General features: G+C 54.8%; 26 protein-coding genes and 5 tRNA genes. 21 read left to right on the top strand and 10 right to left on the bottom strand.

What is annotated here, in order from left to right:
- The first annotated feature begins 95 nt into the window (after positions 1 to 95).
- The 3 genes from hydN to WB237_RS16015 are packed head-to-tail and all read left to right on the top strand — an operon-like array spanning position 96 to position 3,888.
- Positions 96 to 641 (top strand): electron transport protein HydN, encoded by a 546-nt coding sequence (hydN, locus tag WB237_RS16025; protein ID WP_049006101.1) that lies wholly within the window; start codon positions 96 to 98, stop codon positions 639 to 641.
- Positions 642 to 647: 6 nt separating this feature from the next.
- Positions 648 to 2,864, top strand: coding sequence for a carbamoyltransferase HypF (hypF, locus tag WB237_RS16020; protein ID WP_336214516.1), 2,217 nt, complete (start codon positions 648 to 650; stop codon positions 2,862 to 2,864).
- 1 nt (position 2,865) lies between these two features.
- Positions 2,866 to 3,888, top strand: a complete 1,023-nt coding sequence (locus WB237_RS16015) for a HoxN/HupN/NixA family nickel/cobalt transporter (RefSeq protein ID WP_336214514.1) — start codon at positions 2,866 to 2,868, stop codon at positions 3,886 to 3,888.
- On the opposite strand, the gene WB237_RS16010 is transcribed toward WB237_RS16015, so the two are convergent.
- The 10 genes from WB237_RS16010 to srlA all read right to left on the bottom strand — a co-directional run bounded on the left by WB237_RS16010 (position 3,861) and on the right by srlA (position 12,677).
- Entirely contained in the window at positions 3,861 to 5,525 is a 1,665-nt protein-coding gene (locus WB237_RS16010; RefSeq protein ID WP_336214513.1) for an SgrR family transcriptional regulator, read from the bottom strand. The genes WB237_RS16015 and WB237_RS16010 overlap by 28 nt on opposite strands.
- Before the next feature lie 131 nt (positions 5,526 to 5,656).
- Positions 5,657 to 7,147, bottom strand: a complete 1,491-nt coding sequence (gene nagE, locus WB237_RS16005; protein WP_336214511.1) for an N-acetylglucosamine-specific PTS transporter subunit IIBC — start codon at positions 7,145 to 7,147, stop codon at positions 5,657 to 5,659.
- A gap of 222 nt (positions 7,148 to 7,369) precedes the next feature.
- Positions 7,370 to 7,528, bottom strand: coding sequence for a hypothetical protein (locus WB237_RS16000; protein ID WP_164881322.1), 159 nt, complete (start codon positions 7,526 to 7,528; stop codon positions 7,370 to 7,372).
- Between the two features lie 238 nt (positions 7,529 to 7,766).
- Positions 7,767 to 8,732: an arabinose-5-phosphate isomerase GutQ gene (gene gutQ / locus WB237_RS15995; protein WP_028016821.1), complete on the bottom strand. Its 966-nt coding sequence runs from the start codon at positions 8,730 to 8,732 to the stop codon at positions 7,767 to 7,769.
- On the bottom strand, positions 8,725 to 9,498 hold the full coding sequence (gene srlR / locus WB237_RS15990) for a glucitol operon DNA-binding transcriptional repressor SrlR (RefSeq protein ID WP_028016820.1): 774 nt from the start codon (positions 9,496 to 9,498) through the stop codon (positions 8,725 to 8,727). Before srlR ends, gutQ begins: the two co-directional genes overlap by 8 nt.
- A gap of 63 nt (positions 9,499 to 9,561) precedes the next feature.
- Positions 9,562 to 9,921, bottom strand: a complete 360-nt coding sequence (gene gutM / locus WB237_RS15985; protein ID WP_129324911.1) for a transcriptional regulator GutM — start codon at positions 9,919 to 9,921, stop codon at positions 9,562 to 9,564.
- A 67-nt stretch (positions 9,922 to 9,988) separates the two neighbouring features.
- Entirely contained in the window at positions 9,989 to 10,768 is a 780-nt protein-coding gene (gene srlD / locus WB237_RS15980) for a sorbitol-6-phosphate dehydrogenase (protein ID WP_023294411.1), read from the bottom strand.
- Positions 10,769 to 10,782: 14 nt separating this feature from the next.
- Positions 10,783 to 11,145 carry a PTS glucitol/sorbitol transporter subunit IIA gene (gene srlB, locus WB237_RS15975; RefSeq protein WP_336214504.1) on the bottom strand — a complete coding sequence of 121 codons (363 nt, stop codon included), beginning with the start codon at positions 11,143 to 11,145 and terminating at the stop codon, positions 10,783 to 10,785.
- A 12-nt stretch (positions 11,146 to 11,157) separates the two neighbouring features.
- On the bottom strand, positions 11,158 to 12,117 hold the full coding sequence (srlE, locus tag WB237_RS15970) for a PTS glucitol/sorbitol transporter subunit IIB (protein WP_336214503.1): 960 nt from the start codon (positions 12,115 to 12,117) through the stop codon (positions 11,158 to 11,160).
- Positions 12,114 to 12,677: a PTS glucitol/sorbitol transporter subunit IIC gene (gene srlA / locus WB237_RS15965; RefSeq protein ID WP_028016816.1), complete on the bottom strand. Its 564-nt coding sequence runs from the start codon at positions 12,675 to 12,677 to the stop codon at positions 12,114 to 12,116. The genes srlE and srlA overlap by 4 nt, the downstream gene beginning before the upstream one ends.
- Before the next feature lie 252 nt (positions 12,678 to 12,929).
- Here srlA and mltB point away from each other — a divergent pair, with 252 nt between their 5' ends.
- From mltB to luxS, 18 genes are all read left to right on the top strand, one after another.
- Positions 12,930 to 14,030: a lytic murein transglycosylase B gene (mltB, locus tag WB237_RS15960; protein WP_336214501.1), complete on the top strand. Its 1,101-nt coding sequence runs from the start codon at positions 12,930 to 12,932 to the stop codon at positions 14,028 to 14,030.
- A gap of 258 nt (positions 14,031 to 14,288) precedes the next feature.
- The gene (locus tag WB237_RS15955) at positions 14,289 to 14,942 is read left to right on the top strand and encodes a metal ABC transporter ATP-binding protein (protein ID WP_114978660.1); all 654 of its coding nucleotides are present in this window, start codon (positions 14,289 to 14,291) and stop codon (positions 14,940 to 14,942) included.
- Positions 14,939 to 15,799 (top strand): metal ABC transporter permease, encoded by an 861-nt coding sequence (locus WB237_RS15950; RefSeq protein ID WP_336214497.1) that lies wholly within the window; start codon positions 14,939 to 14,941, stop codon positions 15,797 to 15,799. Before WB237_RS15955 ends, WB237_RS15950 begins: the two co-directional genes overlap by 4 nt.
- 14 nt (positions 15,800 to 15,813) lie before the next feature.
- The gene (locus tag WB237_RS15945) at positions 15,814 to 16,692 is read left to right on the top strand and encodes a metal ABC transporter substrate-binding protein (RefSeq protein ID WP_336214494.1); all 879 of its coding nucleotides are present in this window, start codon (positions 15,814 to 15,816) and stop codon (positions 16,690 to 16,692) included.
- 131 nt (positions 16,693 to 16,823) lie between these two features.
- Entirely contained in the window at positions 16,824 to 17,321 is a 498-nt protein-coding gene (gene pncC, locus WB237_RS15940; RefSeq protein WP_336214492.1) for a nicotinamide-nucleotide amidase, read from the top strand.
- An 89-nt stretch (positions 17,322 to 17,410) separates the two neighbouring features.
- Positions 17,411 to 18,469 carry a recombinase RecA gene (recA, locus tag WB237_RS15935; protein ID WP_028016810.1) on the top strand — a complete coding sequence of 353 codons (1,059 nt, stop codon included), beginning with the start codon at positions 17,411 to 17,413 and terminating at the stop codon, positions 18,467 to 18,469.
- A 67-nt stretch (positions 18,470 to 18,536) separates the two neighbouring features.
- Positions 18,537 to 19,037, top strand: a complete 501-nt coding sequence (gene recX / locus WB237_RS15930; RefSeq protein WP_028016809.1) for a recombination regulator RecX — start codon at positions 18,537 to 18,539, stop codon at positions 19,035 to 19,037.
- Between the two features lie 131 nt (positions 19,038 to 19,168).
- Complete coding sequence (alaS, locus tag WB237_RS15925; protein WP_336214489.1) at positions 19,169 to 21,796, top strand: alanine--tRNA ligase; 2,628 nt, start codon at positions 19,169 to 19,171, stop codon at positions 21,794 to 21,796.
- 241 nt (positions 21,797 to 22,037) lie between these two features.
- On the top strand, positions 22,038 to 22,223 hold the full coding sequence (csrA, locus tag WB237_RS15920) for a carbon storage regulator CsrA (protein WP_000906486.1): 186 nt from the start codon (positions 22,038 to 22,040) through the stop codon (positions 22,221 to 22,223).
- Between the two features lie 342 nt (positions 22,224 to 22,565).
- A tRNA-Ser gene (locus WB237_RS15915) sits at positions 22,566 to 22,658 on the top strand.
- A 4-nt stretch (positions 22,659 to 22,662) separates the two neighbouring features.
- Positions 22,663 to 22,739: transfer RNA gene (locus tag WB237_RS15910), tRNA-Arg, on the top strand.
- A gap of 64 nt (positions 22,740 to 22,803) precedes the next feature.
- Positions 22,804 to 22,880: transfer RNA gene (locus tag WB237_RS15905), tRNA-Arg, on the top strand.
- A 29-nt stretch (positions 22,881 to 22,909) separates the two neighbouring features.
- Positions 22,910 to 22,986 (top strand) — tRNA-Arg (locus WB237_RS15900).
- Between the two features lie 29 nt (positions 22,987 to 23,015).
- A tRNA-Arg gene (locus WB237_RS15895) sits at positions 23,016 to 23,092 on the top strand.
- Between the two features lie 249 nt (positions 23,093 to 23,341).
- Positions 23,342 to 23,908 (top strand): fructose-1-phosphate/6-phosphogluconate phosphatase, encoded by a 567-nt coding sequence (gene yqaB, locus WB237_RS15890; protein ID WP_336214487.1) that lies wholly within the window; start codon positions 23,342 to 23,344, stop codon positions 23,906 to 23,908.
- Positions 23,905 to 24,333 carry a YqaA family protein gene (locus WB237_RS15885; RefSeq protein ID WP_048975561.1) on the top strand — a complete coding sequence of 143 codons (429 nt, stop codon included), beginning with the start codon at positions 23,905 to 23,907 and terminating at the stop codon, positions 24,331 to 24,333. Before yqaB ends, WB237_RS15885 begins: the two co-directional genes overlap by 4 nt.
- Positions 24,334 to 24,416: 83 nt before the next feature.
- A complete protein-coding gene (gshA, locus tag WB237_RS15880; RefSeq protein WP_336214484.1) occupies positions 24,417 to 25,961 on the top strand; it encodes a glutamate--cysteine ligase in 1,545 nt (514 codons plus the stop codon).
- Between the two features lie 153 nt (positions 25,962 to 26,114).
- Positions 26,115 to 26,630 carry an S-ribosylhomocysteine lyase gene (luxS, locus tag WB237_RS15875; protein ID WP_336214482.1) on the top strand — a complete coding sequence of 172 codons (516 nt, stop codon included), beginning with the start codon at positions 26,115 to 26,117 and terminating at the stop codon, positions 26,628 to 26,630.
- Positions 26,631 to 26,663: the final 33 nt, after the last annotated feature.

The following is a 26,663-nucleotide window of genomic DNA, read 5'->3' as shown; positions in this document are numbered from 1 at the left end:
CCAGCGTCATTTTTAAATTCATTTAAAATCAATGCCTTAATAATTGGCACGGTTTATGAATATCTCCGCGCATAACAGTAATGCTGGAGAAGCAGATGAACCGTTTTATTATGGCCGATGCCAGTAAGTGCATTGGTTGCCGTACCTGTGAAGTGGCGTGCGTGGTTTCCCATCAGGCGGAGCAGGATTGCGCGTCGCTTACCCCTGATACTTTTTTGCCGCGCATCCATGTCATTAAAGGCGTGAATATTTCCACCGCCGCCATTTGTCGTCAGTGCGAAGACGCACCGTGTGCGAATGTCTGCCCGAACGGGGCGATTAAACGCGAAAAAGGGTTTGTGCACGTGATGCAGGAGCGCTGCATCGGCTGTAAAACCTGCGTGGTTGCCTGCCCGTATGGCGCGATGGAAGTGGTTGTCCGTCCGGTTGTGCGTAACAGCGGCATGGGACTGAATGTGCGCACGGACAAAGCCGAAGCCAACAAGTGTGACCTCTGCTACCACCGTGAAGCGGGCCCGGCCTGCATGGAAGCCTGCCCGACGCACGCCCTGGTGTGTGTTGATCGCGATAAGCTCGAACAGATGAGTGCGGAAAAACGCCGTCGTGCGGTGTTCGATACCTCTTCATCTCTGCTGTTCTGATCCGCCATGTGCAGTAACGGCGTACAGCTGCGCGTGCGCGGCAAAGTGCAGGGCGTCGGGTTTCGTCCCTTCGTCTGGCAGCTGGCGCAGGCGCTTCAGTTGACCGGTGACGTCTGCAATGATGGAGAGGGCGTGCTGGTGCGCCTCGCGGGTAATGGGGGGGCCTTTACCGCGAGGCTGCGCCAGGACTGCCCACCGCTGGCGCGTATTGACGCGATCGACTTGCAGCCCTTCACCTGGAGGCGTGTGCCGGAGGATTTTACCATCCGTCACAGCGCGGGCGGGGCGATGGACACCCAGATTGTACCGGATGCCGCTACCTGTCCGGCATGCCTGGCTGAGATGCGCGATCCCCGTGAACGTCGTTATCGCTATCCGTTTATCAACTGCACCCACTGTGGTCCGCGTTTTACCATCATTCGCGCCATGCCTTATGACCGCCCGTCCACGTCGATGGCGACATTCCCGCTGTGCGAGCCGTGTGAAACGGAGTATCGCAACCCCGCAGACCGCCGTTTTCATGCGCAACCCGTCGCCTGCCCGGACTGCGGGCCGGAGCTGGAATGGCGTGCGGGAGACATCATTACTACCCGCGAGTCTGCGTTAAGCGCAGCGGTAGAGATGCTGAAAAACGGTGGCATTGTTGCCATCAAAGGGTTAGGGGGTTTTCACCTCGCCTGTGATGCGCTCAATCCGCAGGCGGTCGCGTTACTTCGATCACGCAAACAGCGTCCCTCGAAGCCGCTGGCCGTGATGATCCCGCAGGCTGAAGCGCTGCCGACGGCGATTCAGACGCTGTTATGCTCACCTGCAGCCCCCATTGTGCTTACGCCAAAGGTGTGTCTGCCCGCATTACCCGACGAGATAGCTCCGGGCCTGGACTTGGTAGGCATCATGCTGCCCGCAAACCCGCTGCAACATTTGCTCATGCTCGACTGCCAGCGTCCGCTGGTGATGACTTCCGGCAATCTTAGCGGCAAACCGCCCGCTATCAGTAATCAGCAGGCGCTGGACGAGCTTGGGGAGATTGCAGACGGTTTTCTGCTTCACAACCGCGACATTGTGCAGAGGATGGATGATTCGGTCCTGCTTCAGGACGGAACAATGCTGCGCCGTGCGCGCGGGTTTGTGCCGGATGCCATCACGTTGCCTGCAGGTTTTCGCAATATCCCCGCCATGTTATGTACAGGTAGCGAGATGAAAAATACGTTCTGCCTGGTGCGCGGGAACCAGGCAGTGCTAAGCCAGCATTTTGGCGATCTCAGTGATGAGGGTGTCGAAGCCCAGTGGCGTTCGGCACTGGCGGTGATGCAGCAGATCTACACCTTTCAACCGGAGCGTGTGGTGTGCGATACCCATCCAGGTTACCACACCCGACAATGGGCACACGAGCAGGCGTTGCCGGTCGACACCGTGTTGCACCATCACGCACACGCGGCGGCGTGCCTGGCTGAAAACGGCTGGCCGCTCGACGGTGGCGATGTTATCGCGTTGACGCTGGACGGGATCGGCATGGGCGAGAACGGTGCGCTGTGGGGTGGGGAATGTCTGCGGGTGAACTACTGCGACTGCGAGCATCTCGGTGGGTTGCCTGCCGTTGCGCTACCGGGAGGCGATCTCGCAGCCCTGCAACCTTGGCGAAATCTGCTGGCCCACTGTCTGGCGTTTGTACCTGACTGGCAGCACTACCCGGAAACGCGGGCGGTACAGCGCCAAAACTGGCCGTTACTGGCGACAGCAATCGGGCGTGGCGTCAATGCGCCGCTGGCCTCGTCATGCGGAAGGCTTTTCGATGCAATCGCCTGTGCGCTGGGCATAGAAACGCAACGCTATGAAAGTGAAGCGGCTTGCCGGCTCGAAGCACTGGCTTCACAGTGCGCCGGTGTCGCTCACCCGGTCACGCTTTCGGTGGATAATCTCTCCCTCTTCTGGCAGCAATGGCTGAACTGGCAGGCGGAGCCCTGTGAACGCGCATGGGCGTTTCACGATGCGCTGGCAAAAGGGTTGGCGCAATTAGTCAAATTGCATGCCATGCGTTTATCACTTTCCACGGTGTGCTTCAGCGGTGGGGTGTTACACAACCGCCTGCTGCGTGCGCGTCTGCGTCATTATCTTTCTGACTTTACGCTTCTTTTTCCTTCGCGCCTGCCCGCAGGTGACGGAGCGATCTCCTTCGGGCAGGCGGTAGTCGCCGCCGCCCGGTCATGTTCACAAAGGACTTAAAATGTTACGACTCTTACGCAATGAACCTCGCGCCGCGCTTCTGCTGCTGGCTCTGGTAATGGCAAACCTGCTGGCCTGGGGATGGGCATGGCAAACCTTCAGCGGCAGCACGGCGTTGATGGCGGCAAGCCTGCTTGCCTGGTGTTACGGACTTCGCCATGCGGTGGATGCCGACCACATTGCGGCTATTGATACCGTCACGCGTAAGATGATGCAGCAGGGCAAACGCCCATCCGGCGTAGGGGCCTGGTTCTCGCTGGGTCATTCCACCATCGTGGTGCTGGCCTCCATTGCCATTGCTGCCACCGCTACGGCGTTTCAGAAGAATATGGCATGGTTTCACGAGACAGGGAGTCTGATTGGAACAGCCGTTTCCGCGACTTTCCTGCTGGCGATGGCGCTGGTCAATATGGTGATTTTACGCGGCGTCTGGCGCAGTTTTCAGGCGCTGAAAAAGGGTTGCGCGACAAGCAGTGAAGTAGAGCTACCTGCACAGGGCGGCGTCATGAACTGGTTATTTGGCGCAACCTTCCGTCTCGTCAGCAAAAGCTGGCAGATGTACCTGGTCGGTTTCCTGTTTGGTCTGGGATTTGATACTGCCACCGAGATTGGTGTGCTGGGGATCTCTGCCGCCAGCGCGTCAAACGGCATGTCCGTGTGGTCAATCATGATCTTCCCGGCGCTGTTCGCCAGCGGCATGGCGCTGGTCGATACCCTCGACAATTTGTTGATGGTCGGTGCTTACGGATGGGCGTTTAACAAACCGCAACGTAAGCTCTACTACAACATGACCATTACCGGGACATCTGTGGTGGTGGCGCTGTTTATTGGTGGACTGGAAGCGCTGGGTCTGCTGATGGATAAATTCGCCCTCAGTGGCGGCGTCTGGGATGTGGTTGGCGCGGTAAACGACAATCTGGGCAACGCCGGATTTGTGGTGGTCGGGCTGTTTGTTGCCTGCTGGCTGATCTCCATGGTCAACTACCGCTGGCGCGGCTACGACGCGCTGGTGGTGCGCTCCTGAGCCGGCGGCAGCCAGGCGCGGGTGAAATCAAGCCAACCGCTGGCGGTCAGCGCTATGCCCTGCACGTTTTCCAGGGTGTTGAGGCGATAGCGGTAGTGGAACAGCGGCGTACAGGCGCCGCTTTCAAGCAGGCGATAAAAGAAGGTGGGCAAGTGTGCTCTCAGCGTTTCCTCACTTTCACAATACGCCATCAGCGTCTGCTTTGCGTTTTGCCATGCGCTCTCACCCAGCGCGGTGATCCACGCGGGTTCTTCAGTAAACCACTCTGCCAGCGCAAAGACCGGTACTTCACCGGCAAGATAATCCCCCAGTAAGATATCCGCTTGCGCCAGCGCGTCAGGCGCATGCCACTCTTCGCGATCTTTCCAGTGAATCGTGACGTCGCAGCCACGCTTTTTCAGGCGCGTTTGCAGCATGCTGGCAAGATCGCACAGTACCGGCGTGTGATAGCAGACCAGTGAAAGGGCAGGTGGAAGCGTCACGTCAGGCGCTTCAGGATACGCGGGTGTCATGATCCCGGGCAGTATTTCCGTGCGGGTATCAACATCATCCCGGCGGATGAAATGCTGGTTAAGATGCTGGATTTCCTGGCGTAACCAGGCGGTCAGCTGTTTTGGTAACCGGGCATTCACCATCAGCCAGGAAAACCCACCGCTGGTGGTGGTAATGGACTCCTGGGCATTTTCTCCTTTACCAACGGTTATCCATGCCGGTTTTTCTGTTCCGGCGCGGGTTCGCCAGAACTCAATCGCATGCAGCAGGGGATGTGTCGCAAAGTACCACGGCTGACGCTCAAGGCGCAGATAGTGCGAGTGATGATGAGCAATTGCAAAGGGGCCAGCACCCACATTCGGTTGTTGCGGATGGGGCAAACGGCAAACATGATGCGCGAGACGATGCGCCAGCATGGCATCTGGCGCGTTAAGCGTGATTTCCAGACACCACGGTGCGATAAGCATCACTTTGCTCACGTGAGTTAACCCTGTATTACGTGCGGGATCGGCCAACAACTGGTGCAGCGCGCCGAGAATATCTTCATCGCTGATCGCTTGTCCGTTATGCCAGTGCGCACCGCTACGCAGGTAAAAGCGCCAGTGAAGCTTGTCGTCACTGCTCTCCCAGTGATGTGCTAAATCGGCCACCGGTTGCGGGTTGCCGGGGAGGTAACGCGTCAACCCAGCATGAACCGCGCAGATAATATGCTGTTCGGCACGGCGACGCTGGAGAGCGGGATGAAGCGAGGTGAGCGGGCGATACCACGGAATACGGAGCGTCGGCAGGTGTTTAAGCCATTTCCCCCCTAAAAACGGCGTGATGATGTGATGCAGGCTAGCCGGGTCGCCATCGGCCAACTGCAACGCGCTCTGGTAGTCCCCTTTTTCCAGGCAGGCATGCATCAGCGGTGCGCTCAGTTCGCTGGTGGTCGTCAGGCAATGCAGGATGGCACGATGCCCGCGTCCTGGTTGCGCCTGCCAGCTTAACCATTCGCTTTGCGTAAGCTGGCGCAGCAATGTGCGTGCATGGCGCTCACTGCATAACGCGACACTGGCCACTTCCGCGATGGTCGTGGGCTTTGGCTCTGTGCCGTAGTGCTGATAAAGCCGTCGATACTGTCGGATTTTCTGAAGCTGGCGCATGACTGCATACCGATAACAAAAGGAGGATCGTGAGAGTGTAGGGTGTTTTGCGGAATAAATAAGGGTGGGATATATAAAGTGTTCCGGTTTTATTCCCTCTCCGGTGAGAGAGGGAACAGGATTGTGCAGCGTCAGGCTTCGATCTGTGTCCGGATCTTCAGCGCGATGCTTTCGGCCTGTGGGCCCAGAATCACCTGCGCGTTCTGCGTACCCATTTTCAGAATGCCTTTCGCCCCCAGTGATTTCAGCGCCTGTTCATCCAGCACGCTGTTATCTGTAAGCGTTAAGCGCAGGCGAGTTATACAGGCATCGACAATCTTCAGGTTATCTTTGCCACCCAATGCTGCGATGTATTGGGCAATCGCCTCGCTTTGATCGTCAGAATCACCCGTTACCGTGTCGTCGTCTTCGCGACCCGGCGTTTTCAGCTTGAAGAAGCGAATCGCGAACGTGAATACCACAAAGTAGATCGCGAAGAACAGAGCAATCAGAGGGATCAGGAGCCACGGCTTCGTTGCAAGACCCCAGTTCAGGACGAAGTCGATAAGCCCGGCGGAAAAACCAAAGCCATGCAGCACGCCGAGGCTGTTGGCGATCACCATACTCACACCAGCAAGTACCGCATGCAGGGCATACAGGGCTGGAGCGAGGAACAGGAAGGAGAACTCAATTGGCTCGGTAATGCCCGTCAGGAAGGCGGTCAGGGCGACAGAGAGCAGCATCCCGCCGACGGCTGAGCGACGTGCTTTTGGCGCGGCGAAATACATCGCCAGTGCCGCACCCGGAAGACCGCCCATAAAGATCGGATATGCCCAGGCCATGTAGACCCCCGCATGCGGGTCACCGGCAAAGAAGCGGTTAAGATCGCCCCGGGTTAAGTCGGTGGCAATCTGCGTGATGCTGGATCCGTCAATACCTGGCACCGCGCTGCCAACGACCAGACCTTTCACCACGTCCGGCGCGAGACAGATGTTATGTACCGCGCTGGCAGCATCGTAAGTCACTTTCAGACAGTCACCGAGGCTGAACCAGAAGACGGAATGCAGTATGTAGTGCAGGCCGAAAGGAATTAACGCGCGGTTAAGGACACCGTAAATAAACCAGCCGGGCTCACCGCTACGGGACACCAGCAAACTGAAGGTATCAATACCGTGCTGTACGGAAGGCCAGACGTAGCCGCAAATCCATGCGATGAACAGACAAATTAACCCGGTCATGATGGGCACCAGACGTTTACCAGCAAAGAATGCAAGGAAATCCGGCAGTTTAGTATTGGAGAAGCGGTTATAGCAGTGACCGGCCACCACACCCGCAATAATCCCGGCAAAGAAGGACATGTTAATGGAGGCGTTAATCACCGCTGTGGCTTTGGTGAGGACCAGAAAGCCGACAGCACCCGCGAGGGCTGCAGCACCTGCATTGTCTTTTGCCAGACCAATGGCGATACCCAGAGCAAACAACAGCGGCAGGCTGTCGAAGATCCCGCCACCGGCACTGGCAATAAACGGAATATTAAATACGTCAGGCTGGCCGAGCCGTAATAATATGGCTGCAACCGGTAAGGTGGCGATAGGCAACATCAGGGCTTTACCCAGACGTTGAAGATAACTAAATGCATTCATGAGAGAAGATTCCAAAAAAGACTTAATTCACGTCGGAAAATAACAGCTTTTATTTTAATGTGGAAGCAGGAGAGATAAAAATGTGATGCGATATAGATTAATTTTTATTATATTCCTCAGGTAAGTCATTCCTGAAATAAACAATGATGCATTCTATTATTTGTTCCGGTTTTTTCTGGTGGCGCTTCATACATTTGATGAAGGGGAAGCGCCGCCAGACCTTCAGTTATCACGTTTGCTTACCGGAATCATCAGCTCCCGCAGGCGCTCGATACGAGCTTCAGGACTCAACCATAGCCAGCGAAATAAAATGTGCTCTGCTTTTCTGACCTGCTTAAAATAGTGAGCGAGATAGTTAAGTTCTTCGGTGAAATGTGCCATGAAATACCCCTTTCGCGTTAATGTATGATCAGGGTAGATTGTTATTAGGGAATAAAACAGGGCAATGTTTTTCAGATGTTCCGGTTTTAAGTATTGATGGGAATAATAAATAAAGGATTGATAGCGATGATTTATCTTATTTGCATTTATTTTATGAATAAATTGCGTAAAAAAAAGCGTTTAGACTTTTGAACTTCGCCAACCTGCACCGGCTGGCGAAGCGCCCAGGGCTCAAAGATTAGATAATTCCAGCCTGATAGAAATCCTGCAGGTTGATGGCGCCGCACAGCTTGCCGCTGTCATCCACCACCGGTGCGGCGGTGATTTTACGTTTCATCAGAACCTCTTTGGCCTCAATGGCGCGGCTGTCGGCGTTCAACGTCAGCCCGCCTTGCGTCATCGCTTCAGAAACCGGCGATTCCAGCTTGCCGCCTCCGACCAGCCAGCGACGCAGATCGCCGTCGGTAAACACACCTTTAACAAAGCTGTCGCTGTCACACACCGCGACCAGTCCCAGCCCGGTACGGCTCAGTTCCAGCATCGCGTCCATCACGCTGGTATCGAGTTTGACCTGCGGAATGGCATCGTCAGTTCGCATCAGGTGGTGAACCTTATTGAGCAGGCGTGCGCCGAGCGCACCCGCCGGATGTGAACGGGCGAAATCTTCTTCGTTAAAGCCGCGCGCCTGCATCACTGCCATCGCCAGCGCGTCGCCCATCATCAGCGTATTAACGGTGCTGGATGTGGGGGCGAGGTGCATCGGACAGGCTTCACGCTCAACGGAAATATCCAGCGTGGCCTTGGCTGCCAGCGCCAGCGGCGAACGGGATTTGCCGGTCATCGCCAGCAGAGCGACCGTTTTTTCCTGCAGGCGCGGAATGATGAGATCCAGCTCTTTGGCCGAACCGGAATAGGAGATAAACAGCATCACATCGCGGCTTTCGATCATTCCCAGATCGCCGTGCAGTGCTTCTGCCGGATGAACAAAAAAGGCCGGGGTACCGGTGCTGGCAAGCGTCGCCGCAATTTTCTTACCGATGTGACCCGACTTGCCGATCCCGGAGACAATCACCTTACCTTCGCACTGAATAATGGTGTTGGCCGCGCGAACAAAATCCTCGCCCAACCGTTCGGGCAGGCGGCTGGCTTCCTGTAGCTCAAGCATCAGGGTCTGGCGGCCAGCGTTTAACAGAAAATCACTCATCTTTCTCTCCGGTTACGATCACGTCGATGCCTTTCTCTTCCAGCGCTTTTTTGAACGCCGGGTCGATACCTGCGTCGGTAATCAGTTTGTCGACGCTTTCCAGGCTGCAAACGATATTGGGGCTTTTACGGCCAAACTTCGATGAATCTGCCATCAGAATCACTTCCCGTGCGGCATTGCACATGGCTTTGCTGACGCTGAACACCTCGTTGAAGGTGGTCACGCCCGCGTTCAGGTCGATGCCGTCGGTGCCCATAAAGAGTTTATCAAAGCTGAAGTGGTCGAAGGCGTTCTCTGCCAGCTGGCCGTGGAATGACGCTGATTTCTTACGGAAGGTGCCACCCGGCATCAGAATGGTTTGCTCGCTATCGAATTCAGAGAGGGCGTTGACGATATGCAGGCTGTTGGTCATCACCGTGATGTTGTTAAAGCGACTGAGCAGCGGGATCATTTGCAACACGGTACTGCCTGCGTCAAGAATGATGGAATCGCCATCGTGGATAAATTTCACCGCCGCTTCGGCAATCAGCGCCTTCTGGTGGGTGTTGATCAGCGTTTTGTGATCGATAGGCGGGTCGGCTTCATCCTTATTGAGCACCACACCGCCGTAAGTCCGAATGACGGCGCCAGAGTTTTCGAGCAATACCAGGTCTTTGCGTATTGTTGTGCCGGTGGTGTCAAAGTAGTGGGCCAGATCGTCGACCGAGCATTTTCCCTGCTTTTGCAGATGCTCGAGAATGGCCGCCTGCCGCTGACGAGGTTTCATAGGCGCTTCGTTCCTTAGGTTGCGAAATGATAATTTCGCAAGTCTATAGCTTTCACAACGAAATTATCCATGTTTCAGATTAAGCGCTAATGATAGTGCATTCTGACAGAGTGGATCATGGGGAAAGATCACATCAGGCTGCAATTCCTGCAACGACAGTCCGTTAATCGCCTGGATTTTCGCCGGGCGGGCGAAAACGGTCATGCCGCGCATGATGAGGGAATCGCAGACCTTGTCATCCTCGTCCAGCGCAACGGCAACCACCACGCGTGGTTTGAAACGTCCACCAGAACGCCCGACGCCCACGCGGCCTTTCTGACACAGCGCATCAAATGCGCGGTTAAACTGATGGATCTGCCAGCCGCCAAAAGCCATCTGGCAGAGCCAGGCGAGGGCGGCGACGGTGATGAGTGCTGTGACCATATCGGCTCCTTGTTGTGTTCCCTCTCCCGGTGGGAGAGGGGTAGGGTGAGGGCATCAGCCTGCTCGCTCAGAACATCACCTGCCCACCGGTGACGTTAATTGACTGCCCGGTGCAGTACGAAGCTTTTGGACTGGCGTAAAACAGCAGCATATTCAGCACGTCCTGATAGTCGCATCCGCGCTTGAGCGGCACTTTATCAATGTAATATTGTTCCACTTCTTCAGCTTTGATGCCGAGCTTGGTGGCGTACTGCGGCAGCAGAGACTGGAACATCGGCGATTTCAGCAGGTTGCCCAGCATCAGCGAGTGAACGGTAATGCCGTATTCGGCCAGATCCAGCGCCAGAGACTGCGTCAGCCCGACGCCGCCAAACTTCGCCGCGCTGTAGCCGGAGTTGTGCTTGCTGCCCACTTTGCCGGATTTCGAGTTGATCTGAATAATGCGCCCCTGGATGCCGTCGCGGATCATCAGGCGGGAAAACTCGCGGGCGCAGAGGAAATAACCCACCAGGTTCACCTGCAGTGAGCGGTCAAAATCCCCCAGTTCGAAATCGCTGATAAAGGCCGCTTTTGCAATCCCGGCGCTGTAAACCAGCAGGTCGGTACGGCCAAAAATCTCGTCCACACCGCGGGCAAGCGCCATTACGCTCTGTTCGCTGGTGGCATCGGCGCCAAACCCGTATGCCATCCCTTCGCCAAACTCGGTGTTGATGGTATCCGCCACGCGGGCGGCTTTTTCACTCTGAATATCCACTACCGCCACGCGGTAACCCTCTGCGGCAAGCCCACGGCAGAGGAACTCACCTAACGTTTGTCCCCCACCAATGACAACGGCAACCTGACTCATGTGATTCTCCTTAATTACGCAACAAATTTTAATGTACAGCCTGGGGTAACAGCCTGTGGAACCGGGCCCGCTACGTGAACCGTACCGGGGTACTCCGCCTGCGGCTGTCCGTCAAAACGCAGGGTGATGTGGCCCAGCTCACGCAGGTTTTGCTCGGCCACGTCGCCGACGGCGGTCACGGCATAGCGCGCCTCTCCCAGTTCAAGCTGGCTTCCTGCCTTCAGCTCACCGTTAAGCTCGCCGTGGCAGTGGATAAAACAAAACTCTTCGATATCCGCCGGGGCACCTTCGCGGAAGGTAATCAACATCTGGTCGCTCAGTGCCTCCGCCGCGCTCTGGCCGATGCGGGTAATGGTGGTTTGGTAAATCACGGTCATGACAGGAACCTCTTATTGATAAATAAAGCCAGAGACAAACCAGGCAATCAGTACCGTCGGGGCACCTGTCAGGAAGCGCCCCACCAGAACAGATGGCACGCCTACGCGTACAGTGTCCTGGCGCGCTTCGGCCAGCGACAACCCAACGGGAATGAAGTCGCACGCCGCCTGAGCATTAATGGCAAACAGGGCGGGCAGGGCAAGGTGCGGGGGAATATTGCCCAGACCAATTTGCACACCAATCAGCACGCCGATGACCTGTGCAATGACCGCCCCCGGGCCGAGAAACGGCGACAGCAGTGGGAAGGAGCAGATCAGCGCCAGCGTAACCAGCCCAAGCGGATGGCTGGCCAGAGGGGCGAGTCCGTGGGCAATCCAGTCACCCAGACCGGAGGCCATGATGATGCCGATCAGCGCCGAGACGAATGCCATAAATGGCAGAATGGTTTTCAGCACGGTATCAATAGTGTCGCGCCCGGACTGGAACAGCACCGCCACGGCGGACCCCATGCCCATGCCGACTTTTGCCAGCAGACCATCGCTCTGTTCGGTGATTTTTTTGCTGGTGTCGTAATCACGTGGAGCGGCTTTTTGCGGGGCCGGGGAGCCATTCACCAGAGTGATGTTGTCCTCTTTCACGCCCGACACATAAATGTCTTCCAGGATGTACTGTGCCAGCGGGCCTGACTTGCCTGTGGAGTGAATATTCACCGTTGGAATGCGACGCTTCGGATAGATGCCGCAGCGCAGCGTGCCGCCGCAGTCGATCACCGCCACGCCGATTTCCGCTTCCGGTGGTTCACCCTCTTTAAAGCCGTCAACCGCTTCCCAGCCGGTCAGCTCGCGTAGTTTGTCAATGATCGCCGGGCGTGTGCCTGCGGTGATGTAGACGATCTTTTTGCCTTCTGTGGCGTCGAATTCCAGCGGGCCGCCCCAGCCGCCTGTGCCTTTCTCAATGCGGATCCGGTTCATGCTGTGGCTCCTGAAAGATGGACTTTCTGTTCAAGCTGGATGCCCATTTTTTTCTCGAAAATGGCGGTGGTGAGGTCCGTCACCCAGCCGCGGAAGAAGTTGGTGACGAGGCCGACCAGCAGATAGCTTACTGCCAGTGGTCCGAGTGGCAGACCAAGGGTGGTAAGGCCGCTGGCGATCCCGAGATAGACAAACAGCTCGCCGGGGTTGATGTGCGGGAACAGACCGTTCATCGAATGGCAGCTGTAGGAGGCCGCTGCGTAGTAACTTGGTTTGTACTTTTCTGGCATAAAACGCCCGAGGCTTAAGGTCATCGGGTTGCAGAAAACGAAGGTACCGATACAGGGTAATACCAGGTAGCGGGACAGTGGGTTACCCGCGCAACGCTGAGCGAAGCGTTCAATGCGCTGCTGGCCGATAAAGTTGATCAGCGCGTTCATGATCACCAGCAGGCTGATCAGCAGGGGCAGGATCCCGGTCACCATGCCGGTGAACACTTCTCCGCCTTTCTGAAACAGCCCGATGAACCACTCGGCGCCGTGGGTGATGGTTTCTATCATTCTTCTCTCCTGTGGGGCTTTTTTGTTTTTGTCTGACTGGGCTAATAATAATCACTTTGAAAGGTTTTAAAGTGTTAGTTAGATCTCACAATGAAAGAAAAATGGATTATTTTGAAAGTTTATTGATGGGGTCAATGATTTTCGGTGGAAAAAAGCGCGGATTTGCGTGAGGGAGGTGCGTACCGCTTCCTTGAGGTGTTGCGGATGCTTTACCATACTGAGCTCTTATCGAACCCGTTAAATGGATGTCTCATGTTCAAGCGTCGTTATGCAGCGTTGTTACCTGCGCTTATTCTGCTGTCTGCCTGTAGTAGCAAACCTAAGACCGAAACCGTTCAGCAAACGGCAGGCGCGCCTTCCGGAGGATTTCTGCTGGAGCCGCAGCACAATATGATGCAGATGGGCGGCGACTTCGCGAATAATCCGGCGGCCGAGCAGTTCATTGATAAAATGGTGAGCAAACACGGCTTTGACAGGCAACAACTGCACGAAATTTTATCTCAGGCGAAGCGTCTTGATTACGTGTTGCGCCTGATGGACAGACAGGCACCGACGGCCCAGGCGCCGAGCGGGCCAAATGGCGCATGGTTGCGCTATCGCAAACAGTTTATTACTCCGGACAACGTGCAGAATGGCGTCGTTTTCTGGAATCAGTATGAGGATGCGCTGAACCGTGCGTGGCAGGTCTACGGCGTGCCGCCGGAAATTATCGTCGGGATTATCGGCGTGGAAACCCGCTGGGGTCGCGTGATGGGCAAAACCCGCATCCTGGATGCGCTGGCGACACTGTCCTTTAACTACCCGCGCCGTGCCGAATATTTCTCTTCCGAGCTGGAAACCTTCCTGCTGATGGCGCGTAATGAGCAAGATGATCCGCTCGATCTGAAAGGTTCGTTTGCCGGTGCGATGGGTTATGGCCAGTTTATGCCGTCCTCCTATAAACAATACGCCGTCGACTTTAACGGCGATGGTCACATCAACCTGTGGGATCCGGTGGATGCCATTGGCAGCGTGGCGAACTACTTCAAAGCGCATGGCTGGACGGCAGGCGGCCAGGTGGCGGTGCAGGCCAACGGCCAGGCACCTGGGCTGGAAAACGGTTTTAAAACCAATTACAGCATTTCGCAGCTGGCAGCCGCAGGACTGACGCCAACGCAACCGCTGGGCAATGCGCAACAGGCAAGCCTGCTGCGTCTGGATATCGGTACCGGTTATCAGTACTGGTACGGTCTGCCGAACTTCTACACCATCACCCGCTATAACCACAGCACCCACTATGCGATGGCTGTGTGGCAACTGGGGCTGGCGGTATCGCAGGCGCGTGTGCCTGCTGCGTCGTCGTTTAGTCAGTAAGTCGCTTTATTCAGCCCTCTCCCTGGTGGAGAGGGCTGAAGATGGTTCCTATTTCTCGCTGAAACATTTCGCCACACTCCCTTTTCAAACACACCATTTACAACGTCAATACCTTTCATTATTGTTATGTTATAACATTACTTTGGGTGTCGAGATGTCAATTTCCCTTTTTTCGCTCTCTGCGCCAGTTCGCCTTCTGCTGGCGCTGGCCATTATTGTGTTTCTCAGCCTGGCGGTGAGCTGGGCGGTAGCGCTGCCATGATCGTAATGAATGAACTGACCGCAGGTTATGAACGTCAGCCCGTCACGCGGCCGTTATCCGGCGTCATTGAACGCGGGAGTATGACCGCAATCGTGGGTGCCAACGGCTGCGGGAAATCGACGCTCCTGAAAACGCTCGCAGGGTTTATCGCTCCCGTGGGTGGCAGTTTGCGCTGGCAGGGAAAGCGTCCGGTAATTGGCTGGCTGGCACAACGCCACGCGCTGGAGGCGCAATTTCCGTTGACCGTGCAGGACGTCGTCAGTATGGGGTGCTGGCCGGGCATTTCGCTTTTATCCGGCTTTCGTCGTGAAACACGCTTGCGGATTGCCGGTGCGATTGAGCGTGTAGGGCTGGAATCCATGGCGCTATCCACCATCGATGAGCTCTCCGGCGGTCAGTTTCAGCGCATGCTTTTTGCCCGTGTACTGGTACAGCAGGCGCCGCTGGTGATGCTTGACGAGCCCTTTACCGGCGTCGATGAAGCCACCTGCAACGTGCTGATGGATTTGATGCTGGAGATGTATATGCAGGGACAAACCTTGTTAGCGGTACTCCACGACAGTGAACGCGTCTCGCGCCACTTCCCGCAGACATTACGGCTTGATGCCGATATTCCCCAATGGAAAACCGAGCGGGTGAGGGTGGCATGATCTGGCAACTCTTTTTCCAGCCGTTTATCGAGTACGGCTTTATGCGGCGCGCACTGGTGGTTTGCCTGGCGCTGTCGGTCAGCACCACGGCGCTCGGGGTTTTTCTTCAGCTACGCAGGATGAGCCTGATGGGGGATGCCCTTTCTCACGCCATTTTGCCGGGTGTTGCCGTGGGATATTTGCTCAGCGGCATGTCGTTGCTGGCGATGAGCATCGGCGGTTTTATCGCTGGGATTGCTGTTGCGCTGGTGGCCGGGCTGGTCAGTCGCCGCACGCCTCTCAAAGAAGATGCCAGTTTTGCCGGATTCTATCTGGGATCGCTGGCATTAGGCGTCACGCTGGTGTCGCTGCGTGGGTCGAGTGTTGATCTGCTGCACCTGCTGTTTGGCTCTATTCTCGCCGTGGACAACGATGCCGCGCTGTTTGTGGCTGGGATTTGTATCTTCACGTTAATCGTACTGGCTATTTTTTATCGCGGGCTGGTGACAGAGGCGTTTGATACGGCGTGGCTGCAGGTGAATGCCCGTTGGTTACCCGGTCTGTTGCATGGCCTGTTTTTGGCGCTGCTGGTGCTTAACCTGGTGGCGGGCTTTCAGGTGCTTGGCACGCTGATGGCCGTCGGGTTGATGATGTTACCCGCAGTGGCCGCGCGATGCTGGGTACGTACCCTACCTGGATTACTTCTCATGGCAGGGATGAGCGGTATTTTCTGTGCATGGTTCGGGTTAAGCCTTTCCTGGGCTGTGAGCCTGCCTGCGGGGCCGTCTATTGTGCTCACCGCCAGCGCACTTTTCTTTATTTCTATTTTATTTGGCACGCGAAGCCAGCTCGCTGGCAGCCTGCGTGCGTTTTTTTAACGCAAGGGGAAACGATGAAACGTACAGGATTAGCAGTGGCGCTCGCGCTGGGGATGTTGTCACACGGCGTGATGGCGAAAACACTTAATGTGGTCACGAGTTTTTCAATATTGGGGGATATCACCCAGGAGGTCGGCGGCGATCATGTGAAGGTGACGACGCTGGTGGGGCCGGACGGCGATCCGCATACATTCGAGCCGTCGCCGAAAGACAGCGCGGCGCTCAGCAAGGCCGATGTGGTGGTGGTGAACGGCCTGGGGCTGGAGGGCTGGCTTGACCGTCTGGTGAAAGCCTCCGGATTTAAAGGCCAACTGGTCGTCGCTTCAACCGGGGTGAAAACCCACACGCTTGAGGAAGATGGAAAGACCGTGACCGATCCGCACGCGTGGAATAGCGCGGCGAACGGGGCGCTGTATGCACAAAATATTCTGAACGGGCTGATAAAAGCCGATCCAGAAGACAAAGCAGCACTGGAGGCCTCAGGGAAGCCGTATATCGTGCAACTGACCCAACTGGATAACTGGGCCAAGACCCGCTTTAGCCAGATCCCACAGGCGAAGCGTAACGTACTGACCAGTCATGACGCTTTCGGTTATTTCAGCCGGGCCTATGGCGTCACGTTTATGGCGCCACAGGGGCTGTCGTCAGAGAGCGAAGCCAGTGCGGCGCAGGTTGCTGAGATTATCAATCAGATTAAAGCGGATGGCGTGAAAACCTGGTTTATGGAAAACCAGCTCGACCCGCGTCTGGTTAAACAGATTGCGTCAGCCACGGGCGCTCAGCCGGGTGGTGAACTTTATCCGGAAGCTCTGTCGGCAAAAGGCGGAGTGGCAGACACCTACGTGAAGGCGTTTCGTCATAATGTGAATACCCTTGCCGACAGCATGAAATAACATTCTCCAATGGCCGGTGCGTCCGCATCGGCTTTTTTCTGAAGACCCCTCGTAAAACCTGAAGCGTATCCCCATATCTGACGAGAAAGTGCTATCTTGTGCTGCACGTTTTTCTGATGCCTGGAGCGAGAATGACTGACCATGAATTGATGCAGCTTAGCGAGATAGTTGGGCTGGCGCTTAAGCAACGTGGTGCGACAATCACCACTGCAGAGTCCTGTACTGGCGGCTGGGTTGCGAAAGTGATTACTGATATCGCCGGTAGTTCCGCCTGGTTTGAACGTGGCTTTGTGACCTACAGTAACGAGGCTAAAGCGCAAATGATTGGCGTGCGTGAATCCACGCTGGAACAGTATGGCGCGGTCAGCGAACCGGTGGTGATTGAGATGGCAATTGGTGCGCTCAAAGAGGCGCGTGCGGATTACGCCATTTCAATCAGCGGTATCGCAGGCCCGGATGGCGGCAGCGACGTGAAGCCTGTTGGCACAGTCTGGTTTGGTTTTGCCACGTCCAAAGGTGAAGGGATCACCCGCCGGGAGTGTTTTAGCGGCGATCGCGAAAGCGTGCGCCGTCAGGCAACGGAATACGCGTTAAAAACGCTCTGGCAACAATTTCTACAAAACACTTGATACTGTATGACTATACAGTATAATTGCACCAACAGAACAGAAATCTACGGTGAAGCAGAGTTGCTTCTCCCGGCATGACAGGAGTAATAATGGCTATCGACGAAAACAAACAGAAAGCGTTGGCGGCAGCACTGGGCCAGATCGAAAAGCAATTCGGTAAAGGCTCCATCATGCGCCTGGGTGAAGACCGTTCCATGGACGTGGAAACCATCTCCACCGGTTCGCTTTCTCTGGATATCGCGCTGGGCGCTGGCGGTCTGCCGATGGGCCGTATCGTAGAAATCTACGGACCAGAGTCCTCAGGTAAAACGACGCTGACGCTGCAGGTTATCGCTGCGGCACAGCGTGAAGGTAAAACCTGTGCATTTATCGATGCCGAGCACGCGCTGGACCCTGTTTATGCTCGCAAACTGGGCGTTGATATCGACAACCTGCTCTGTTCTCAGCCGGACACCGGTGAACAGGCGCTGGAAATTTGTGACGCGCTGGCGCGTTCGGGTGCTGTTGACGTTATTGTGGTTGACTCCGTTGCCGCACTGACGCCAAAAGCTGAAATCGAAGGCGAAATCGGTGACTCTCACATGGGCCTCGCGGCACGTATGATGAGCCAGGCAATGCGTAAGCTGGCCGGTAACCTGAAACAATCCAATACGCTGCTGATCTTCATTAACCAAATCCGTATGAAAATTGGTGTAATGTTCGGTAACCCGGAAACCACCACCGGTGGTAACGCGCTGAAATTCTACGCGTCTGTCCGTCTTGATATCCGCCGAATCGGTGCGGTAAAAGAGGGTGAGAACGTCGTCGGAAGCGAAACCCGCGTGAAGGTTGTGAAGAACAAAATTGCCGCGCCGTTTAAACAGGCTGAATTCCAGATCCTCTACGGCGAAGGGATTAACTTCTTCGGTGAGCTGGTTGACCTGGGCGTGAAAGAGAAGCTGATTGAAAAAGCGGGTGCCTGGTACAGCTACAACGGTGACAAGATTGGTCAGGGCAAAGCAAATGCGATCTCCTGGCTGAAAGAGAACCCGGCTGCGGCGAAAGAAATTGAGAAGAAAGTGCGTGAGCTTCTGCTGAACAACCAGGACTCCACACCCGACTTCGCAGTTGATAGCGTGGATGCTGAAGAAACCAACGAAGATTTTTAATGCTTCGTATAAAGACGAAGGGCTGCTGATGCGGCCCTTTTTGCATTTCTGAACCAGCAGGTTTTTTATGAGTGAACCTACCCCACGTCGACCCGCGTACGCGCGCTTACTGGACCGGGCAGTACGTATCCTTGCTGTTCGTGATCATAGTGAGCAAGAGTTGCGGCGAAAACTGTCGGCTCCCGTAATGAGCAAAAATGGCCCGGAAGAGATTGATGCCACGGCGGAAGATTACGAACGCGTGATTGCCTGGTGCTACGAGCATCACTATCTGGATGATGAGCGCTTCGCTTCCCGGTTTCTCGCCAGCCGTGGCCGCAAAGGATACGGCCCCGCGCGCATCCGCCAGGAGCTGAACCAGAAAGGGGTTGCCCGCGAATCCATTGAAAAAGCCATGCGAGAATGCGATACCGACTGGTGCGAGCTGGCAAAAGAACAGGCGATTCGGAAATACGGTGAACCCCTGCCGCGTGATTTTTCAGAAAAAGTGAAAATCCAACGCTTTTTGCTCTACCGTGGCTTCCTTATGGAAGATATTCAGGATATCTGGCGTAATTTTGCCGATTGAACGCATGCGGGATTTTACTTCCCACTAAAGAAAACTTATCTTATTCCCACTTTTTCCAGTAGCTGGTCTGTCCAACTGTTTACAGGTACAGGCTTGCTACGACATTTCGTTAGCTTGATTTCAGGATAATTATGAGCAAGAGCACCGCTGAGATCCGTCAGGCGTTTCTCGATTTTTTCCATAGTAAGGGACACCAGGTTGTTGCCAGCAGCTCCCTGGTACCAAATAACGACCCGACTTTACTGTTTACCAACGCCGGGATGAACCAGTTCAAGGATGTGTTCCTTGGTCTCGACAAGCGTAATTATTCCCGCGCCACAACGTCACAGCGTTGCGTGCGTGCGGGCGGTAAACACAACGACCTGGAAAACGTCGGTTACACCGCGCGTCACCATACGTTCTTCGAAATGCTGGGTAACTTCAGCTTCGGCGACTACTTCAAACACGATGCCATTCAATATGCGTGGGAACTGCTGACCGGTGAAAACTGGTTCAACCTGCCGAAAGAGCGTCTGTGGGTTACCGTCTATGAAACCGATGACGAAGCCTACGAAATCTGGGAAAAAGAAGTCGGTATCCCGCGCGAACGTATTATTCGCATCGGTGATAACAAAGGCGCGCCTTACGCGTCTGACAACTTCTGGCAGATGGGTGACACCGGTCCTTGCGGTCCGTGCACCGAGATCTTCTACGATCATGGCGACCACATCTGGGGTGGCCCTCCAGGCAGCCCGGAAGAAGATGGCGATCGCTACATTGAGATCTGGAACATCGTCTTTATGCAGTTCAACCGTCAGGCTGACGGTACGATGGAGCCGCTGCCGAAGCCTTCCGTTGATACCGGTATGGGTCTGGAGCGTATTGCTGCGGTTCTGCAGCACGTTAACTCCAACTACGAGATTGATCTGTTCAGTACCCTGATCAAAGCCGTTGCGGAAGTGACCGGCGCGACCGACCTGAACAACAAATCCCTGCGCGTTATCGCGGACCACATTCGTTCCTGTGCGTTCCTGATTGCCGACGGCGTTATCCCGTCGAATGAAAACCGTGGCTACGTGCTGCGTCGTATCATTCGTCGTGCTATCCGTCACGGCAACATGCTGGGCGCGAAGGACACCTTCTTCTATAAACTCGTTGGGCCACTGATTGGCGTGATGGGTGCTGCCGGTGATGAGCTGAAACGCCAGCAGGCGCAGGTAGAACAGGTTCTGAAAACCGAAGAAGAGCAGTTTGCGCGTACACTGGAGCGCGGTCTGGCGCTGCTGGACGAAGAGCTGGCAAAACTTAAGGGCGACACGCTGGATGGCGAAACCGCTTTCCGCCTGTACGACACCTACGGTTTCCCGGTTGACCTGACGGCGGACGTTTGTCGCGAGCGCAACATCAAAGTTGACGAAGCGGGCTTCGAAGCCGCGATGGAAGAGCAGCGTCGTCGTGCGCGTGAGTCCAGTGGTTTCGGTGCAGACTACAATGCGATGATCCGCGTTGATAGCGCGTCTGAATTCAAAGGTTATGAAGCGCTGGAACTGACCGGCAAAGTGACCGCCCTGTTTGTTGACGGTAAAGCCGTAGACAGCATCAGTGCCGGTCAGGATGCGGTTGTCATTCTGGACAAAACACCGTTCTATGCGGAATCTGGTGGTCAGGTTGGCGATAAAGGCGAACTGAAAGGCAATGGTTTCAGCTTCAGCGTAAGCGACACCCAGAAATACGGCCAGGCGATTGGTCATCAGGGCAAACTGGTTTCCGGTTCTCTGAAAGTGGGTGAGGGCGTACAGGCTAACGTGGATGAAGCTCGCCGCGCGCGCATTCGTCTGAACCACTCTGCAACTCACCTGATGCATGCTGCCCTGCGCGACGTACTCGGTACCCACGTTGCACAGAAAGGTTCTCTGGTTAACGACAAAGTGCTGCGTTTCGACTTCTCGCATTTTGAAGCGATGAAACCGTCTGAAATCCGCGCGGTGGAAGATCTGGTGAACGCGCAGATCCGTCGTAACCTGCCAATCGAGACCCACATCATGGAGCTCGAGGACGCGAAGAAAAAAGGTGCGATGGCGCTGTTTGGTGAGAAATATGACGACCGTGTTCGCGTGCTGAGCATGGGCGACTTCTCAACTGAACTGTGTGGTGGTACTCACGCTTCGCGCACTGGTGATATCGGTCTGTTCCGCATTGTCTCCGAATCAGGAACGGCGGCAGGCGTGCGTCGTATCGAAGCGGTGACCGGTGAAGGGGCGATTGCCAGCCTGCATGCGCAGAGCGATCAGCTGCATGACATCGCGCAGCTGCTGAAAGGCGATAGCCAGAACCTGGGCGAGAAAGTGCGTGTTGCACTTGATCGCACGCGTCAGCTGGAAAAAGAGCTGCAGCAGCTGAAAGAGCAGGCTGCGGCGCAGGAGAGTGCAAACCTCTCCAGCAAAGCGGTAGAGATTAAGGGCGTCAAACTGCTGGTCAGCGATCTGGCGGGCGTTGAGCCTAAGATGCTGCGTACTATGGTCGACGATCTCAAGAACCAGCTTGGTTCTACCGTTATCGTGCTGGCGACAGTGGCAGAAGGTAAGGTTTCTCTGATTGCGGGGGTCTCTAAGGATGTGACTGACCGCGTAAAAGCAGGGGAACTGATTGGTATGGTTGCCCAGCAGGTGGGCGGCAAGGGTGGTGGTCGTCCAGACATGGCGCAAGCCGGTGGTACGGATGCGGCGGCACTTCCGCAAGCTTTGGCCAGCGTTGAAAGCTGGGTAAGCGCGAAACTGTAATAATTACAAAGCACAAGCAGACGCCATAGCGGTAACGTTATGGCGTCTTGTTCACTGTGCTATCGATAACGATAAAGTCAGGTTGAGTTTGTGTATATCGGCTAAACTTACGTTTAACAGAATGTGATGCCGTGACTGCTTACACTTTACGTGTTTGTCATCGCTTACTTTTTGGCGTTATATGATGGATAATGCCGGGATACAAGAGACCCGACTCTTTTAATCTTTCAAGGAGCAAAGAATGCTGATTCTGACTCGTCGAGTTGGTGAGACCCTCATGATTGGGGATGAGGTCACCGTGACAGTTTTAGGGGTAAAGGGTAACCAGGTACGTATTGGTGTTAACGCTCCTAAAGAAGTATCTGTCCACCGTGAAGAGATCTACCAGCGTATCCAGGCTGAAAAATCCCAGCAGTCCAGTTACTGATATTGTCGCGTCTCGCTGTCGGGCGAGACGCAACCCTCCCGTCATTTTTCCTGCCCAAAGTTACCGTTTAATTTCAGTTGCTCTCTTTTTAACCACTCCGTTACTCTTAACTCGTCCTGACGCCACCATTTCTGCATAGGTTTTCTGTGAAGGTGCCTGCAAAATCCGCTTATAAAACACCCTCTTTGCGGCTTTTACATGCGAATTGCGTGTGATTTGTGCAAACGATAAAAGCTTTTGGAAAATTGTTTGACTTATAAGTCCCAGAAAGTAATATATGCGCCACGCAGCGACGAGAAGCTCTTAACGAGTTACTCGAAGCACTCGAAAGAGGCGTTGTGTGGTGAGGTGGCCGAGAGGCTGAAGGCGCTCCCCTGCTAAGGGAGTATGCGGTCAAAAGCTGCATCCGGGGTTCGAATCCCCGCCTCACCGCCATTTTGCATCCGTAGCTCAGCTGGATAGAGTACTCGGCTACGAACCGAGCGGTCGGAGGTTCGAATCCTCCCGGATGCACCATCTATTACTTCATATTGCTTTCGAAGTGATATGAATATCGAGTAGTACAATAGTAAATCCCGATGCATCCGTAGCTCAGCTGGATAGAGTACTCGGCTACGAACCGAGCGGTCGGAGGTTCGAATCCTCCCGGATGCACCATTTACTATTTCTGAAAGCAGTACCCTGATGCATCCGTAGCTCAGCTGGATAGAGTACTCGGCTACGAACCGAGCGGTCGGAGGTTCGAATCCTCCCGGATGCACCATTTTACTGTTTCTGAAAGCATTTCCCGATGCATCCGTAGCTCAGCTGGATAGAGTACTCGGCTACGAACCGAGCGGTCGGAGGTTCGAATCCTCCCGGATGCACCATATTCTCCGAGATAATAGCTACGCTGTTGTTTCAAGGTTTGCGAGTTAATCGCGAGCACCAGGGAGGATAACGTTGCTTCAGCAAGGGCCCGCAGGGCGAGGCGCAGCCGAGTAATCCTCCCGGATGCACCATCTTCTCCTTCTTTGTTTATTCCTTCGACGTTCCGTCAGCAATCACACTCTCAGTCAGCGACAAAAATCACCTTTTACGATAAAGTAATGCTTTGTTAATCGTTTAGCGAGAGCACGATGTACGCACAGTATGACGGTCTGATCTTCGATATGGATGGCACCATCCTTGATACCGAGCCTACGCATCGTCAAGCCTGGACTGACGTCCTGGGCCGCTACGGTATGCGTTTCGACCTTCAGGCGATGATTGCCCTTAACGGATCCCCAACCTGGCGTATTGCACAGGCCGTGATTGAAATGAATCTGGCCGATCTCGACCCTCACGTGCTAGCCCGTGAAAAAACCGATGCAGTTAAAGCCATGCTTTTAGATACTGTACGCCCGCTACCGCTGATTGATGTCGTGAAAGCGTGGCACGGACGTCGCCCGATGTCGGTGGGGACGGGCAGCGAAAGCGCGATTGCAGAGGCTTTGCTCAATCATCTTGGTCTGCGCCACTATTTTTCTGCCGTGGTTGCCGCCGATCATGTTAAAAATCACAAGCCCGCACCGGACACCTTCCTGCTTTGCGCAGAATTAATGGGCGTTCCGGCGACAAAATGCGTCGTGTTTGAAGATGCTGATTTCGGTATTCAAGCCGCTCGTGATGCTGGAATGGCCGCGGTGGATGTGCGCTTACTGTGAGTGATGTACTGTCACTTGCTTCATTATTCGCCAGCAGTTTTTTAAGCGCTACGCTCTTACCGGGAAATTCGGAAGTGGTGCTGGTGGCGATGCTGTTGTCCGGCGTGAGTCAGCCCTGGTTGCTCGTGTTAATAGCAACAATGGGTAATAGCCTTGGAGGGCTGACTAACGTTATTCTTGGGCGTTTCTTTCCGCTGCGCGAAAAATCGCGCTGGCAGGAAAAGGCAGTCGGCTGGCTAAAACGCTATGGCGCTGCCACGCTGTTATTAAGCTGGATGCCTGTAATAGGTGATTTACTGTGTCTGCTGGCGGGATGGATGCGCATCTCCTGGGGACCGGTGCTCTTTTTTTTGTGCCTTGGCAAGGCGTTGCGATATGTCCTCGTGGCATGGGCAACTCTGCAGGGTATGACGTGGTGGCACTAATTGGTGGAATGAATACGCGACCTTCAATCGTCAACCATTACAATTATGCTGAGTAACATTACTTTGACAGGCGGGAGGTCAATTTGATCCCGGACGTATCTCAGGCGCTGGCCTGGCTGGAAAACCACCCTCAGGCATTGAAGGGTATTCAGCGTGGTCTTGAGCGTGAAACGCTGCGCGTTAACGCGGACGGCAGTTTAGCGACGACGGGTCACCCGAAGGCGTTAGGCTCGGCGCTGACACATAAATGGATCACAACCGATTTCGCTGAAGCGCTGCTGGAGTTCATCACTCCGGTAGAGGGTGATATTGATCATATGCTGGCGATCTTGCGCGACATTCACCGCTATACCGCGCGTAACCTGGGCGATGAGCGTATGTGGCCCCTCAGCATGCCGTGTTATATCGAGCAAGGTCAGGAGATCGAGCTGGCTCAATATGGCACATCTAATATTGGGCGGCTCAAGACGCTCTATCGTGAGGGACTGAAAAACCGCTATGGCGCGTTAATGCAGACCATCTCTGGTGTGCATTACAACTTCTCTTTGCCCATGGCGTTCTGGCAGGCGAAATGTGATGAAACGGATAAGGACGCGATCTCTGCGGGCTACTTCCGCCTGATCCGCAACTATTATCGCTTCGGCTGGGTGATTCCGTACCTGTTTGGTGCGTCACCTGCCATTTGCTCATCGTTCCTGCAGGGGAAACCGACTACGCTGCCGTTCGAGAAAACCGAGTGCGGGATGTACTATCTGCCGTACGCGACTTCCCTGCGCCTGAGCGATCTGGGCTATACCAATAAATCGCAAAGCAATCTCGGTATTACGTTTAACGAATTGCACGAATATGTGGCAGGATTGAAGCGGGCGATCAAAACCCCGTCGGAAGAGTACGAGAAAATCGGCCTCGAGAAAGACGGCAAGCGTCTGCAAATCAACAGCAATGTGCTACAGATTGAGAATGAACTGTATGCGCCAATTCGTCCTAAGCGCGTGACGCGCAGCGGTGAAACACCGTCGGATGCGCTGCAGCGAGGCGGGATCGAATACATTGAAGTGCGCTCGCTGGATATCAACCCGTTCTCACCGATTGGTGTTGATGAGCAGCAGATTCGCTTCCTGGATCTGTTTATGGTCTGGTGCGTTCTGGCGGATGCGCCAGAAATGAGTTCAGACGAGCTGCTTTGTACCCGTACAAACTGGAACCGCGTAATTCTGGAAGGCCGTAAACCGGGTCTGACGCTGGGCATTGGCTGCGAAACAGCACAGTTCCCGCTGACGAAAGTCGGTAAAGATCTGTTCCGTGACCTTAAACGTGTTGCCCGGACGATGGACAGCATCGACGGTGGCGACGCATACCAACAGATCTGTGACCAACTGGTGGAATGTTTTGATAACCCAGAACTGACGTTCTCAGCACGCATTCTGCGTTCTATGATTGATCAGGGCATTGGTGGCACGGGGCGTTCACTCGGAGCAGAATACCGTGAGATGTTGATGCAGGAGCCGTTAGAAGTGTTGAGCGAAGCGGATTTTGTTGCGGAGCGCGATGCGTCTGTTGTGCGTCAGAAAGAGGTTGAAGCGGCGGATACCGTATCGTTTGAGGCGTTTCTGGCGAAGCAGGCTTAAGCAGAAAAGAAAAAGGCCACATCGCTGTGGCCAAAATATACATCTCTGAATTCAGGGATGATGATAACAAATGCGCGTCTTTCATATACTCAGACGTGCATTCTGTAGAAGAGTTCAGTTTATTTTAAAAAAAATCACTATCGGAGGTGACGTATGCCGTTATTAGATAGCTTTACTGTCGACCATACCCGTATGGAAGCACCTGCAGTTCGCGTGGCGAAGACCATGCACACCCCGCACGGCGACACGATCACCGTCTTCGATCTGCGTTTCTGCGTGCCAAATAAAGAAGTGATGCCAGAGAAAGGTATTCACACTCTGGAGCATCTGTTCGCTGGTTTTATGCGTGACCACCTGAACGGCAACGGCGTTGAGATCATTGATATCTCTCCGATGGGCTGCCGTACTGGTTTTTACATGAGCCTGATTGGTCAGCCTGAAGAGAAACGCGTCGCAGAAGCCTGGAAAGCAGCCATGGAAGATGTGCTGAAGGTAAAAGAGCAGAATCAAATCCCTGAGCTGAATATTTACCAGTGTGGTACTTACCAGATGCACTCTCTGGAAGAAGCACAGGAAATTGCGCGTCACATCATCGAGCGTGATGTTCGTGTGAACAGCAACGAAGAGCTGGCTCTGCCGAAAGAAAAACTGCAGGAACTGCACATCTAGTGCGCCTTTTCCCTCTCCCGTTGGGAGAGGGGA

The organism is Enterobacter sp. P82 (assembly GCF_037053385.1).
Lineage (GTDB): Bacteria > Pseudomonadota > Gammaproteobacteria > Enterobacterales > Enterobacteriaceae > Enterobacter.
Note: the sequence above shows the minus strand (reverse complement) of the source record. Positions and strands in the feature narration are given on the sequence as shown.

Bases quoted from the DNA above. Each gene is read 5' to 3' on its own strand.
- hydN (WP_049006101.1), top strand. From the start codon at position 96: ATGAACCGTTTTATTATGGCCGATGCCAGTAAGTGCATTGGTTGCCGT.
- hypF (WP_336214516.1), top strand. From the start codon at position 648: ATGTGCAGTAACGGCGTACAGCTGCGCGTGCGCGGCAAAGTGCAGGGC.
- WB237_RS16015 (WP_336214514.1), top strand. From the start codon at position 2,866: ATGTTACGACTCTTACGCAATGAACCTCGCGCCGCGCTTCTGCTGCTG.
- WB237_RS16010 (WP_336214513.1), bottom strand. From the start codon at position 5,525: ATGCGCCAGCTTCAGAAAATCCGACAGTATCGACGGCTTTATCAGCAC.
- nagE (WP_336214511.1), bottom strand. From the start codon at position 7,147: ATGAATGCATTTAGTTATCTTCAACGTCTGGGTAAAGCCCTGATGTTG.
- WB237_RS16000 (WP_164881322.1), bottom strand. From the start codon at position 7,528: ATGGCACATTTCACCGAAGAACTTAACTATCTCGCTCACTATTTTAAG.
- gutQ (WP_028016821.1), bottom strand. From the start codon at position 8,732: ATGAGTGATTTTCTGTTAAACGCTGGCCGCCAGACCCTGATGCTTGAG.
- srlR (WP_028016820.1), bottom strand. From the start codon at position 9,498: ATGAAACCTCGTCAGCGGCAGGCGGCCATTCTCGAGCATCTGCAAAAG.
- gutM (WP_129324911.1), bottom strand. From the start codon at position 9,921: ATGGTCACAGCACTCATCACCGTCGCCGCCCTCGCCTGGCTCTGCCAG.
- srlD (WP_023294411.1), bottom strand. From the start codon at position 10,768: ATGAGTCAGGTTGCCGTTGTCATTGGTGGGGGACAAACGTTAGGTGAG.
- srlB (WP_336214504.1), bottom strand. From the start codon at position 11,145: ATGACCGTGATTTACCAAACCACCATTACCCGCATCGGCCAGAGCGCG.
- srlE (WP_336214503.1), bottom strand. From the start codon at position 12,117: ATGAACCGGATCCGCATTGAGAAAGGCACAGGCGGCTGGGGCGGCCCG.
- srlA (WP_028016816.1), bottom strand. From the start codon at position 12,677: ATGATAGAAACCATCACCCACGGCGCCGAGTGGTTCATCGGGCTGTTT.
- mltB (WP_336214501.1), top strand. From the start codon at position 12,930: ATGTTCAAGCGTCGTTATGCAGCGTTGTTACCTGCGCTTATTCTGCTG.
- WB237_RS15955 (WP_114978660.1), top strand. From the start codon at position 14,289: ATGATCGTAATGAATGAACTGACCGCAGGTTATGAACGTCAGCCCGTC.
- WB237_RS15950 (WP_336214497.1), top strand. From the start codon at position 14,939: ATGATCTGGCAACTCTTTTTCCAGCCGTTTATCGAGTACGGCTTTATG.
- WB237_RS15945 (WP_336214494.1), top strand. From the start codon at position 15,814: ATGAAACGTACAGGATTAGCAGTGGCGCTCGCGCTGGGGATGTTGTCA.
- pncC (WP_336214492.1), top strand. From the start codon at position 16,824: ATGACTGACCATGAATTGATGCAGCTTAGCGAGATAGTTGGGCTGGCG.
- recA (WP_028016810.1), top strand. From the start codon at position 17,411: ATGGCTATCGACGAAAACAAACAGAAAGCGTTGGCGGCAGCACTGGGC.
- recX (WP_028016809.1), top strand. From the start codon at position 18,537: ATGAGTGAACCTACCCCACGTCGACCCGCGTACGCGCGCTTACTGGAC.
- alaS (WP_336214489.1), top strand. From the start codon at position 19,169: ATGAGCAAGAGCACCGCTGAGATCCGTCAGGCGTTTCTCGATTTTTTC.
- csrA (WP_000906486.1), top strand. From the start codon at position 22,038: ATGCTGATTCTGACTCGTCGAGTTGGTGAGACCCTCATGATTGGGGAT.
- yqaB (WP_336214487.1), top strand. From the start codon at position 23,342: ATGTACGCACAGTATGACGGTCTGATCTTCGATATGGATGGCACCATC.
- luxS (WP_336214482.1), top strand. From the start codon at position 26,115: ATGCCGTTATTAGATAGCTTTACTGTCGACCATACCCGTATGGAAGCA.